At 54.5% G+C, this 12731-nt stretch carries 7 protein-coding genes and 2 pseudogenes; 6 read left to right on the top strand and 3 right to left on the bottom strand.

Going from position 1 to position 12731, the window contains the following annotated elements; genetic code table 11:
- Positions 1-6 precede the first annotated feature (6 nt).
- The 5 genes and pseudogenes from HMPREF3016_RS05425 to HMPREF3016_RS05405 all read left to right on the top strand — a co-directional run.
- A pseudogene (locus tag HMPREF3016_RS05425) lies at positions 7-780 on the top strand (LLM class flavin-dependent oxidoreductase); the annotation flags it as partial.
- A 137-nt stretch (positions 781-917) separates the two neighbouring features.
- Positions 918-2645, top strand: coding sequence for a DUF7059 domain-containing protein (locus tag HMPREF3016_RS05420; protein WP_070740760.1), 1728 nt, complete (start codon positions 918-920; stop codon positions 2643-2645).
- A 90-nt stretch (positions 2646-2735) separates the two neighbouring features.
- Positions 2736-3179: a pyridoxamine 5'-phosphate oxidase family protein gene (locus HMPREF3016_RS05415; protein ID WP_004005453.1), complete on the top strand. Its 444-nt coding sequence runs from the start codon at positions 2736-2738 to the stop codon at positions 3177-3179.
- Positions 3180-3395: 216 nt separating this feature from the next.
- Positions 3396-6197 (top strand): type I DNA topoisomerase, encoded by a 2802-nt coding sequence (topA, locus tag HMPREF3016_RS05410; RefSeq protein ID WP_070740758.1) that lies wholly within the window; start codon positions 3396-3398, stop codon positions 6195-6197.
- Between the two features lie 451 nt (positions 6198-6648).
- Entirely contained in the window at positions 6649-7620 is a 972-nt protein-coding gene (locus tag HMPREF3016_RS05405; protein ID WP_048754217.1) for a Ppx/GppA phosphatase family protein, read from the top strand.
- A 31-nt stretch (positions 7621-7651) separates the two neighbouring features.
- Here HMPREF3016_RS05405 and rhuM read toward each other — a convergent pair whose 3' ends face one another.
- Positions 7652-8617 (bottom strand): virulence RhuM family protein/type II toxin-antitoxin system death-on-curing family toxin, encoded by a 966-nt coding sequence (gene rhuM / locus HMPREF3016_RS05400; RefSeq protein WP_070740754.1) that lies wholly within the window; start codon positions 8615-8617, stop codon positions 7652-7654.
- 174 nt (positions 8618-8791) lie between these two features.
- Here rhuM and HMPREF3016_RS05395 point away from each other — a divergent pair, with 174 nt between their 5' ends.
- A complete protein-coding gene (locus HMPREF3016_RS05395; RefSeq protein WP_246828472.1) occupies positions 8792-9445 on the top strand; it encodes an SMI1/KNR4 family protein in 654 nt (217 codons plus the stop codon).
- 124 nt (positions 9446-9569) lie between these two features.
- On the opposite strand, the gene HMPREF3016_RS05390 is transcribed toward HMPREF3016_RS05395, so the two are convergent.
- On the bottom strand, positions 9570-11732 hold the full coding sequence (locus HMPREF3016_RS05390) for a pentapeptide repeat-containing protein (RefSeq protein ID WP_070740751.1): 2163 nt from the start codon (positions 11730-11732) through the stop codon (positions 9570-9572).
- A 284-nt stretch (positions 11733-12016) separates the two neighbouring features.
- Positions 12017-12731 (bottom strand): annotated as a pseudogene (locus HMPREF3016_RS11295) (pentapeptide repeat-containing protein); the annotation flags it as partial.

Below are 12731 nucleotides of genomic sequence, written 5' to 3'. Positions count from 1 at the left end.
AACTCAGACATGCGCTACGAGAACCCGCTGTATATGGCCGAACTCGCCGCGATGGCCGACCTGATTTCTGCCGGGCGCCTGCAGCTGGGTGTCTCACGCGGCTCGCCCGAATCCGTTATCCGCGGTTTCGAGAGTTTCGGCTATTACCCCGCCGAAGGTGAAGATGAGAGTGCGATGGCACGCCGTCACCTCGACATCTTTATGAAGGCAATCCAAGGCGAAGGCATGGCACCCTCCGCGCGGGTGCAGGGCAAGTACGCCCCCGTGCAGCCGCAGTCACCCGGTCTGAGCGAGCGCATATGGTGGGGCGCGGGAACTGACAGCACCGCCGTGTGGACCGCACAGCAGGGGCTGAATCTCATGTCTTCAACGCTGATGCTCGAAGATAAAGGTGTGCCTTTCGATCAGCAGCAGGCGGAGCAGATTCGCCTCTACCGCGAGGAATGGGTCAAGGCAGGGCATACCCGTGTGCCGCGTGTTTCGGTCTCGCGCTCGGTGATCCCCATTATTGATGCCGATTCGGCGCGTTATTTTGGCCGCCGCGCGCAGGAAGATTCGCAGGATTACACCGGTATTATCGACAACACCTTCTCGCGGTTTGGGCGCAGCTATATTGGCGAACCTGACCTGATTGCCGAAGAACTCGCCCGTGATGCTGCCGTTCAGGCGGCAGATACCGTGCTGCTGACCGTGCCGAACCAGCTGGGCGTGGACTTCAACCTGCGGATGCTCGAATCCATTGTGAAGGACATCAAACCCGCGCTGACGGTAAAGGCATAGCGGAGTTCCGCCCCCAAGATCGAGTGGGAACACCGCGAGCAGGTGGTTTTGGTACGAGCAGGTGGGAAAATACTACCTGCTCGTACCAAAACCACCTGCTCGCGGCGTTAAGAAACGGGGCGCTTAGAATGGGGAGTATGGCTGATGAACTGTACTCCCGCATCCCCGACACCCCCATAAGCGACGATACCGCCCGGCTTGAGCGAATCCGGGGTGCCCTTGAGAGGCTTAACTACAGCTACGACGGGGTGCGTGACCTGCTGGGGGAGCGCGCTTTTGAGGCAATGGCGCGCGACCAGGTTGTGCCCGGCACCTGGCGGGTACAGAACATCCTTGATGATGCACACACCACCGACCCCGACCGCCGCCTGGCGCGCATGATCGGGTTTTTCCTGTTCGCACGCACCCTAACCCGCATGGAACTTGCCGATGCGCTCGGCGGCGAACCCGCGCTGAATGACTTTATCGCGGCAAACCTCGTGGAATTCGCGGAGTCAGAAAATACCCGCACCCCAGAGAACCCCGGCGAAGAACCGCATTACCGCGCCGTGTTTGACCTGCGACCGCATTCGGCTGATGACGGCACCGAGCTGTGGGTGGCCTCTGATTTGGGGGCGCATCAGCGACCCGGGGTGCTGCGCAAAGATCACGTGCTGGGTATCGGGCAGGCATCCCTAACCCTGGCGCAGATTACCGAGCGCACCCCCGTGGCGCGTGCCCTTGACGTAGGGATCGGCTGCGGTATTCAGACCTTCCACCTGCTCGCCCACGCAGACCACGTAACGGCCACCGATATTTCGCCGCGCGCCCTCGCCTTCGCCCGTTTTAACCTGCTGTTGAACGCCGGTGCCCTGAAACTCGACCCGCAGAACCTTGAAGCACGCGTCAGCCTTCGACAAGGCTCTTTGCTGGAACCCGTGGTGGGGGAGCAGTTCGACCTTGTGGTCTCAAACCCGCCGTTCGTCATTACCCCGCGCCGCGCAAACGAAAGCAGCGACGACCAGTTTACGTACCGTGACGGCGGGCTGCCCGGTGACGATATTGTCAGCACGCTTATTCGGCGCATCCCCGAGGTTCTGGTGCCCGGCGGGCGCGCCCAGATGCTCGGCAACTGGGAAATTCACCGCGACAACACAGGCGAGGCGCAGCCCTGGGATGCTCGCCTGCGCACCTGGTTCGCCGAATCAGCCACCGGCACCCCGAGCGAGGCGTGGGTAATTCAGCGCGAAGTGCTCACCCCCGAATCCTATGCGGAAACCTGGCTCAAAGACGCGAGCGAAAACCGCGACCGCGACCACTACGAGAACACCTACCGAGCCTATCTCGACGACTTTAAAAACCGGAACGTTCATTCTATTGGGTTTGGGATGCTCTGGTTCCGCCGCCCAGCGCACACCACCGAAACCGCACCCCTAAACCGGTTTGAAGACATCACCTACCCCATAGCCCAGCCCATCGCGCAAAGCATCACCGAGGCCGTGGCACGCTTCGACCGCCTTACCGCCCTGACCGATCAGGCGCTCGCCGAAGCCCACCTCGTTCTCGCCGAAGACGTGACCGAAGAACGTCACGGCCGCCCCGGCGCCGAGCATCCAAACGTAATTCTGCTGCGCGCCGGATCCGGGCTGTGCCGCACAATCCTGCTCTCAACCGAAACCGCCGGGTTCGTCTCCGCATGCGACGGCGAGCTGAGCATCGGGCAGATTTTAGGTGCGCTCGCCGTGCTTCTCGGCTGGGAAGACTACACGCCGGATGCGCGCGCCGCCTTCGGCACCGAGAATGAGCATCCGCGCGATACCCTGCTGGTCGCTATTCGAGAACTCATCGAAAAAAGTTTTCTGCACTTCGCAGACGAAAACAGCTAACCCCCAGCACCCCAGCGCGAACCTATAAAACACGCCTTGCCGCGCCGAATATCACAAATCCCGGCACGAAGAAACCCCTACACTAAAAGAATGACTATGCAAGACACCCCAGACACCACCAAGAAAATGAGCGCCGAAGACTGCTGGGCGCGCCTGCAGGCCAACAATCTAGGGCGACTCGTGCTCACCGATGGCAATTTTGTAGACGTGCTGCCGGTCCTCTACGGGGTAGCCGACCACGAAATCTACCTGCGCACCACCCGCGGCGACCGTTTCTCCGCCGTGGTCATGAGCCGCCGCGTCTCCTTTGAAATCGACGAGGAACTAGAGAACGGCATCCGTTCCGTGATCGTGCAGGGCGTGGCGCACTGGCTGCCGCCCGAAATGACCCCGCCGCTCGTGCACACTTTCGGCCTGCGCCACTACGAAAGCGGGCACCTCATGCAGTGGGTGCGCATTGTGCCGCGCAAAGTGTACGGCCGCGAATACCCGCTTCTTCCCGCCCAGGGCGAAGGGTATTTTCCGTACAACTAATTTCGCCCGCCAGCTCGCCTAAGGCCCATATCTGCGGTTGCCAACTCGATACAGACGTGCATAATAACTGGTATCGTTGCATCCACACCCTTAATCCAAACACAAGCTGTAAAACGTGATAAGACACATGCGTGATAAGCGCACCTAATAGGCGTAACCGCCAGAATGTGCGCTATTGTTGTATCGCATCTACACCATACAAATATGAGGAGAGCCGTGCCCACCAAGGCAAAGAACGGAAAAGCGCTGCTGATCGTTGAGTCACCATCGAAGGTGAAGACTATCAGCGGTTATTTAGGAAACGAATTTCTGGTGGATTCGTCCATGGGACATATTCGTGACCTGCCGCAGCCTTCCGAACTGCCCGAAAACCTGAAAAAGGGCCCGGTCGGCAAGTTCGCGGTCAATATCGACGACGATTTTGACCCCTACTATGTGGTTAACCCCGACAAAAAGAAAAAAGTCGCCGAACTCAAACGCAAACTCAAAGACGTTGATGCCCTCTACCTCGCAACCGATGGTGACCGCGAAGGTGAAGCGATCGCCTGGCACCTCAAAGAGGTTCTGAAACCCAAGGTTCCCGTCTACCGCATGACCTTCCCCGAAATCACCCGCGAAGCCATTGAACGCGCCTTCGGGGAACTGCGCGATATTGACCTGCACCTGGTCGATGCTCAAGAAACCCGCCGTATTCTTGACCGTATCTACGGTTACGAAATCTCACCCGTACTGTGGCGCAAGGTTGGTCGCGGGCTATCCGCGGGTCGCGTGCAGTCCGTGGCAACCCGCCTCGTTGTTGAACGCGAACGCGAACGCATGGCCTTCGTCGCCGCCAACTACTGGGATCTGACCGGGCATTTCATCACCATCAGCAACGAGGGCTTTGACGCCAAACTCGTGGCGGTCGACGGCACCCGAGTTGCCACCGGTAAAGACTTCGCCGACGACGGCACCCTCACCTCCACCAAAGTCACCCACCTCTCAGAGGCGGATGCACGCACGCTCGCCGAAGCCCTCACCGCCGCCCCCTTTGCAGTGCGCTCGGTCGAAACCAAACCCTATAAACGCCGCCCCGCCGCGCCGTTCACCACCTCAACCCTGCAGCAGGAGGCGGCGCGCAAGCTGCGCTTCTCATCGCGCGTGACCATGCAGGTTGCCCAGCGCCTCTACGAGAGCGGCTACATCACCTATATGCGTACCGACTCGGTGGCACTCTCAGACCAGGCCGTGAAGGCGGCACGCCGTCAAGCATCCGAACTCTACGGCACCGAATACGTGCCCTCCGCGCCGCGCACCTACGCCTCCAAGAGCAAAAACGCGCAGGAAGCACACGAAGCAATCCGCCCCGCAGGCGACACGTTCCGCACCCCCGACGCTGTGCGCGGCACGCTCTCCAACGACGAATACCGGCTGTACGAGTTGATCTGGAAGCGCACCATCGCCTCGCAGATGGCAGACGCCACCGGTTCGACCGCATCCGTGCGGTTGGGGGCAACCGCATCCAACGGGCGCGACGCCGAGTTCGCAGCATCCGGCACTGTCATCACCTTCCGCGGCTTCCTTGCCGCCTATGAGGAAGGTGTAGACGCAACCCGCCTGGCAGAACGCGACGCCAAGAACGCCGAGAAACGCCTGCCCGCGCTCGCGCAGGGCGACTCGCTCACCGCCGAAAAACTTGAAGCCGCCGGGCATGAGACCCTGCCCCCGCCACGCTACACTGAGGCTTCGCTCGTGAAAACTCTTGACGAGCTGGGCATCGGGCGCCCCTCCACCTACGCCGCCGTGATTTCAACGATTATGGATCGCGGCTATGTGCAGGTGCGTTCCGGCTCGCTCGTGCCTTCGTGGACCGCGTTCTCGGTGGTGCGCCTGCTCGAAACCAGCTTCGGTCCCTACGTGAACTACGAGTTCACCGCGCAGATGGAAGAAGACCTTGACCGCATTGCCCGCGGCGAAGAATCGCGCGTGGAGTGGCTGGGCGACTTCTACTTCGGCGGCGGGGTGCAGAAGAAACGCGGGCTCAAGCCGATCGTGGATAATCTGGGCGATATTGATGCCCGCGATATTAACTCGATCAGCATTGCTGACGGCATTGTGCTGCGCGTGGGTAAATTCGGTCCCTACCTTGAAGCTGAAGGCACCGTCAATACCGAAACCGGTGAAGTTTCTGACCCCGTGCGCGCCAATGTTCCCACCGATTTGGCGCCCGATGAGCTGACCGCTGAGAAGGCGAAAGAGCTGCTTGAACAGGGCAAATCCGATGGGCGCGTGCTCGGCACCGATCCCGCCTCCGGGAACCAGATTATCGCCCGAGACGGGCGCTACGGCCCCTACGTCACCGAAGTTATCGAAGAGATGACGGAGGAGCAGATTCAGGCGTACCTGGATGCGCAGCCCACCGAATACTACAAGAACGGCAAACCCAAGCCGAAGAAGAAGCCCAAGCCCGCTAAGCCGCGCACCGCATCGCTCTTCAAATCTATGGATTTGGCGACCGTAACCCTAGAGGATGCGCTCAAGCTCTTGAGCCTGCCGCGTGTGCTCGGTACCGATGCTGAAGGCAACGAAATCACCGTGCAGAACGGGCGGTTCGGCCCGTACCTGAAGAAGGGTACCGACTCGCGGTCGATTGGGTCTGAGGAAGAGATCTTCACGATCACCCTTGAACAGGCGCTCGATATTTATGCGCAGCCTAAACAGCGTGGGCGAGCCGCCGCTAAGCCCCCGCTCGCCGAGCTTGGTGTAGACCCGAACAGCGAGAAGAATATTGTGGTCAAAGACGGACGATTCGGGCCGTACATTACCGACGGCGTTACCAATATTACGGTGCCGCGTTCGGAAACCATCGAATCGCTCACCCATGAGCGCGCCGTCGAACTGCTTGCCGAAAAGCGTGCCAAGGGGCCTGCGAAGCGTAAGACCGCAGCGAAGAAGACGACCACCAAGAAAAGCACCGCGAAAAAGACGACGACTAAAAAGTCAACCACTACAAAGAAGACTGCGGCTAAGAAGGACTAGTTTTTTCTTCTTCCCAACAATACGGATGCGCTGCTCACGAAAGTGTGGGCTACGTATCCGTATTGTTGCGCTTGGCAAGATTTACATGGATGCGCGACTTGCGCTCGCTTTACAAGGCGACCAGTCACGCCGGCTCCGCTTCGCTTTGCCGTGCGCGACAGCCTTAGGCGCTCGCTGCTAGTTGCGCATCCTGAAGCCGTTCGCCAGAGCCTCCGCATCCCTTAGTTACACGGTTTCGTCCCGTTTTCTCTAAAAACCCGATGTAAAATCTCGCGGGCATTGAGCCCGTGAGATTTTTTCGTGTACTCACACTCCATGACCTGTGCATCCATGTGCGGCGGGCGAACTCGCGCATACCCGGCGGTGGATTGCGCGCATCATGCGGCGACTTGTGCCACACTTAATGAAGTTGTACGTTATCCTGGCGGTGGCTGGGGGATAGGAGCGCGCCGTGCGCCTCGGTGTTCTTGATGTTGGCTCAAATACTGTTCATCTTCTGTTGCTTGACGGCCACCCGGGCGCCCGCCCCGAGCCGTATGCCTCGCATAAGATTCCGCTGCAGCTGGTGCAGTATTTGACACCGTCGGGTGATATTTCTGATGAAGGCCGCGCCGCGCTGACCGAGTTCGTGAAGTCTGCGCGCGATTTCGCTATTGAGAATAACGCCGAAGACCTGCTCGCCTTCGCGACCTCCGCTATTCGTGAGGCCGGTAATGGCGCCGAGGTTCTGCAGTATGTGCGGTTGAAGACCGGCGTGAGTTTGAGCGAGATTTCGGGCGATCAAGAGGCCGCTATCACCTATTTCGCGGTGCGCCGCTGGCAGGGGTGGGGTGCGGGGCGCATCCTGAATTTTGATATTGGGGGAGGGTCTTTCGAGTTCTCCACGGGCACGGATGCCCTGCCGGATGCGGCAATGTCGGTTCCGTTGGGTGCCGGTCGCCTGACCCGCGAGTTCTTTGATGAACAGCCGCCTTCGCCGAAGCAGACGAAGCGGCTGCGCAGGTATGTGCGTGAGCAGATTGAGCCGGTGGCGCAGCGGTTGCTGGCATTTGGGGAGCCGAACATGGTGGTGGGCACCTCGAAGACGTTCCGTTCGCTGGCGCGTATTTGCGGGGCGGCACCGTATTCTGCGGGGCCGCATGTGAAGCGTGAGATGCATGTGACGGATTTGCGCCTGTGGACTCGCCGCATGGAGGCTATGGCTCCCGCCGAACGCGCTGACCTGCCCGGTGTTTCCCGGATGCGCGCCGACCAGGTTCTCGCGGGCGCGATGGCGGCTGAGGCTGCGATGGAAACCTTCGGTATCGAAACGATGCGCGTCTCACCCTGGGCACTGCGCGAAGGTTTAATCTTGAGGCGCCTGGAGCACCTGGCAGAGGGCACCAGCACCCCGCTGGACCCGAAGACTTTGGTAGGGGAGTAGGGGCACACTTAGCGGGTCAGGAGAGCAGCGGCTAATGGGCAACCGGGCTAATGAGCCGTTCTACGAGGGCTACCATTAGATCCTTTTCTTGCGGGTTGCTCATGGCGACCATTAGGGTCATCGCCGCTAAGGCGTTGTTGGAGACAAGAGGTGTGCCATCCGCCGAAAATAGCAGGTTATTCCGGGATAAAAACTCGATGAACAAGGCTGCGGCGCTGCGTTTATTCCCGTCAACCAGCGGGTGGTCTTTGACCATAAGGTACAGTAAATTCGCTGCCTTTTGTTCGGTGGTTTGGTAGAGATCCTGACCCGCGAAGCTCTGGTAGATGGTAGCAACGACCGACTTGAGCTTATCCCCGTTTTCGAGTCCGAAAAGCCTATCCTGCGGGAATTCGCTGCGGGCGCGGGCAATGATCGCCTGCGCTTCGGTATGCGTGAGCTGCCACACCGGCGCGTTCCCGGTGGACTCGCTATCAGAGAGCGTGCCTTCGTCGTAGTCACGCAGGGTCTGCAGGCTCGGTAGATAGGCTGCGAGTACTTCACCAGTACCGGCCACGAGGTGGTTATCTGCCCGCGCCATGACCTCCACATTTTGCCCGAGCTGTTCAAGCCGCTGCTGGTTAACGCTGTACCCCTGCACCAGGTATTCCCGCAGGCGTTTGGTGGCCCAGATACGGAACTGCGTGGCTGTGGCTGATTTGACCCGGTAGCCCACGGAGATAATGGCATCAAGGTTGTAGTGGCGCACTGATCGCCGAACTTGCCTGTTCCCTTCTTGACGAACTACCGAGAAATCCTCGGTAGTTGCCCCTTCTAGGAGCTCTCCCTCGGCATAGATGTTTTTCAGGTGGAGCCCGACATTGTCTGAGCTGGTATCAAACAATACCGACATCTGCCGTTGGCTGAGCCACACGGTTTCGCCCTCTATCCGAACATCAATAGCGGGCTGATCAGTATTTGGCTGGTAAATAATAATGGAGTTATTAAATTCGTTCATGTGACAAGAGTTACGGTGGATATGTGTTTCCATTATGGCATGAATTCAGCCGGAATTGTTGGGCACAGTCCACTCATACACTTTAGAACCGCTGGATTAGAAACAGCGTGCAGTAACTTGTACAAAGGCTCGCGCTGACCCTGTGAAACCAAAGACCTATTTTGAGGAGTTTTTGTGCCCATCTATACACCTGAAGAATACCCGAGCGTGATCGAGCGCATTAAGACTAAAATCGCTCAGAAGAATATCAGCATGGGACCTACCATTTCGGAGGCAGAGATTATTGCTTTTGAGCGTACCTGCAATATTCGCCTGCCGCAGGCGTACCGGCTGTTTCTGCTGGAGGTTGGCGATGGTTGGCGTGACCCGGCGATGGGGAATATTAGCACCGGTTCCATTCACCGGCTCGCAGAGATTGAGCGTAAAGACCTTTCCCGCCCGCTGACGCTTACGGATGGTTGGCTGTGGGAGGTTGAGGATGATGAAGAGCAACTCACCGATGAGACTTTTGAGCGTAAGCTCGGGGATCAGGATATCGAACTCATGGATGAGGGGTGCGGCATGACCTATGAGCTGATTACCGCCGGGCCATGCGCCGGTGAGGTGTGGAGCTTCTCGGATGTTGGTGTTAGCCCCTGCTGTGAACGCCAGGACTTCCTCGGCTGGTTTGAGCTCTGGCTAGACAGCGACGGCGAGGCGACCCTGACTATTTCAAGGATTATGTCTACGAAGAAGACGAATAGCATATGCCACAGGGGTTTATCAGGCCCCGTGTGCCTGGTTTTGATGCGGCTGGAGCACCTGGAGGAGGTACTAGTGCGCCGCTGAACCTGAAAACTTTGGCAGGGGAGTAAGGACGAGCAGCTACATAAACCGCCAGTATTTTCGTTTTACATTGTGGTGTTCTGGGACAATTATTCTTTGATAACTGTCCCAGAACACTATAAGCTGATTAGTCCTCAGGATTCTCTAGTATGTTATTTTCATAAAATTTATGAATTTCGGGAGTTGCTTTTAAAGTTGCTTTCTCACGCCATTTATGAAGTTCTTTCGTGATAGATTTCAAATTATTTAAATAAAATTTATTTTCTCTAGGGTTCGTCCCATTAAGAAATTTATTAAATACACTCTTTATAATTTTAAATTTATCTTCTAGATATTCTTTTTGCGAAGATGTTAATAAATCACAGTGCAGTGGAAGATTTTTAGAATTCCTCTCTAATGTGTATTCATAGTTTTGTGAAACGTCAAAGCTATTGTTGTGTTCGCCAAATAAAGTCCTAATGGTAAAGTTATAAAATAAACTTACATCAGGGTCGCCGTATTTAATATACAACTCTTCGTATAGTTCTTCGTACTCTATTTCTGAACTATCGCACGTGTAAGAAAAATGAGGAGGATATTTTGTGAATTTTGCAGTTTTGTCGATCCAATAAGATTTGTCGGCGCCGTAAGAATGTATAACTTCAGAGTTTTTAAAGTGAACAGAATTATAGAAAATTGATCCATTAAAATATGTGGAATCTTCATATGTAGCGACAATATTAACTTCTTGATTATAAATTGAGTTTTTAAAATTGGCGCTCTGAAAATAAGTGGAATCACTAAAATTAATTTTTCCGCAATAAATTGAATTACTACAGTCTGCACTGCAGTTATATTCAGTAGCAGAAAAATCTACATCGCTTATATAAATTGAATTAGTGAAATCTACTTTAATATTATTTATATTTCTAGATCCGTAAATGCAATTTTCATAGTCTACATTACCTCCATAGATAGATTCTTTGAATATTATAGATCCTTTATGTTCGCATCTCCTAAAAATGGCTTCTCCTTGATAAATAGAGTGATTGAAGTAAGCATTATCTCCATACTTAGAAGAGCTAAAATAGACTTCATTCTTGTAGATGGACCTGCTGAAGTCAGCCTCACCCTCGTAAGTGGAGCCGCAGAAGTTAGCCTCTTTCCGGTAGGTGGAGCCGCTGAAATTAATAGGTTTTGTGTAATAGGAGTTCGTAAGGTCTATTGGGTAGAAGAAGGCGCTTCCCGAGAAATCGTATTCAAACTCTGACCACGCCCCCGGTGTGTTTTTGTCAGAGCCTTGTAAGCGGTCGTGAATTTCTTTAATAATACTGAGGCGAACGTCTGCTTCGGAATCTAGCGTGGCTTTGTCTGCGTAGAATTCTTGCTCCCTATCTTTGTAGAAAGCTGTATAGCCATCTTGCGATAACTCATCATGGCGAGAATCAGGAGTAAATCGAGAACGGATACAGGCGTACAGATTACTGCTAATAATCTGCCATTTCTTATGTGATTTCTGTTGATCATTTTTGTAAATCACCTCAGTTGTAGGAGTATCTTGCGATAGCTCATAATAACGAGAGGCAAGAGTAAATGGAGAACGAATATAAGCACAGAGGTTATTGATGATAACCTGTCCTTCTTTGAGTCTATCTTCATATTTTTTTATAGACTCGTCTTCAAGCCACTCATCTACGAGACCTACAAGTGTATATACACCACCCATACGAATAGGTGCTTTCTCATCGCCCAGTTGCTCTACCGCTTTGGTGTACCGTTCTCGGCGTTCTGCCCTAACCTGTCGCCGGTAATCCTTGTCGTTTTTATCTTTTTCCTGATCGTTCTTGTGCTTGTCGATATCGTTTTTACGACGAGTCTCACCCAAGGTAAGGATCGCGAGAAGACCACCGGTTGCTAGTAGAATAGAGTGTCGTAGCCCGCCAACACCTGTTGTAGTGCTTTTGACAGCTATGGGTAAAAGAAGAGCAAATGCCCCACCTGTAATGCCAGTGGTAAGAACTCTGGTAATAAAATATTTTTCAGAGCTCGAAGTAATAATTTGTGGTTTACATAAAGCTACCACGCCTGCAACAGCTAGGGCTCCTAGATATAGTTGTAACCATATGTGTTTTTTGGTGGACCATTGCTTGGGAAATAAGCGGAGCCAACAGATAAACTCGGGAGATAAATAAAGCCAACAGATAAAAAGGGAAAAAACTCCGAGGACTATCATAATAATCCATTTACCCCACGACCAGCCTTTGTTCTGTTGTCTAGGCTGCTCTGTTTCCGGCTGTTTTTTATCGCTCATAGGTGAGTAGACTCCTTGCTGTGAGTGTGCGCAAGTACCACCCTACCGCATCTTCCGCTCACCTTTCAGATTTTTCTGAATTTTGACCCGAGGTTTACCTGCAAATCTTTGCTGAACAGGCAGATAACGGCCCAGTCTTGCGCATATTCAGGGGTGTTGTGGATTGAAATCTGTAGTTGAAGCAGACCAGCCACGCCAGAGCAGGGGCAACCCATATGGGGCATACGGCACCGTGGAATCTTGATGTTACGGCAGGAAGCGGAGGTCGTGAATCCCTCGGGCGGCTAGTTATCTTCCTCTCCAAGTGCTGTACCCTCCACTTTTACCGTGGTGGCTTCCTCCCGCCATTCATAGAGATTTTCGTCAAGAGCTTGCAGATTTTTCGAGAGTTCTGCTTTCTCTTTGGGATCTTTTACTTCACGAAGTTTATTCTTCGTTTCGTCTATTTCTTGGAACTTATCTGCAAGGTATTCCTTCTGCTCTGAAGTAAGGAATTTACAGTTAAGGGGTATACCTTTGGAATCTAGGTCAATAGGACAACCTTTATTAATATCTACTGTGAAATCATTATTATGTGACCCAAAAAGCGTATTCTTACGGTTTGTCTTGTCATAAAATTGAGGGGCGCGGTTTGTAAAACAAGAAGAGCTGTTACTGTATCCGTCTTCGCCAAAATAAGTTTCCTGATAGAAGATAGATCCGCTAAAGTCAGCTACATCATTGTAGGTGGAGCCGGTGAAGTTAGCCCCGCCCTGGTAGGTGGAGCCGGTGAAGTCAGCCCGACTCTGGTAGGTGGAGTCGCTGAAGTCAGCCCATTGGTAGGTGGAGCCGGTGAAGTCAGCCCCGGCCTGGTAGGTGGAGTCGCGGAAGTCAGCCTCATCCTGGTAGGTGGAGTCGCGGAAGTCAGCCTCATCCTGGTAGGTGGAGTCGCGGAAGTCAGCCCAGCCCTTGTAGGTGGAGTCGCGGAAGTCAGCCCATTGGTAGGTGGAGCCGGTGAAG

Source organism: Rothia sp. HMSC065D02 (assembly GCF_001815285.1).
GTDB classification, from domain to species: Bacteria; Actinomycetota; Actinomycetes; order Actinomycetales; family Micrococcaceae; genus Rothia; species Rothia dentocariosa.
The sequence above is the reverse complement of the archived record's forward strand: the minus strand, read 5'-3'. Positions and strand labels throughout refer to the sequence as shown.

Excerpts from the sequence above, each read along its gene's own strand:
- HMPREF3016_RS05420 (WP_070740760.1), top strand. The coding sequence starts at position 918 with ATGGCTGATGAACTGTACTCCCGCATCCCCGACACCCCCATAAGCGAC.
- HMPREF3016_RS05415 (WP_004005453.1), top strand. The coding sequence starts at position 2,736 with ATGACTATGCAAGACACCCCAGACACCACCAAGAAAATGAGCGCCGAA.
- rhuM (WP_070740754.1), bottom strand. The coding sequence starts at position 8,617 with ATGAACGAATTTAATAACTCCATTATTATTTACCAGCCAAATACTGAT.
- HMPREF3016_RS05390 (WP_070740751.1), bottom strand. The coding sequence starts at position 11,732 with ATGAGCGATAAAAAACAGCCGGAAACAGAGCAGCCTAGACAACAGAAC.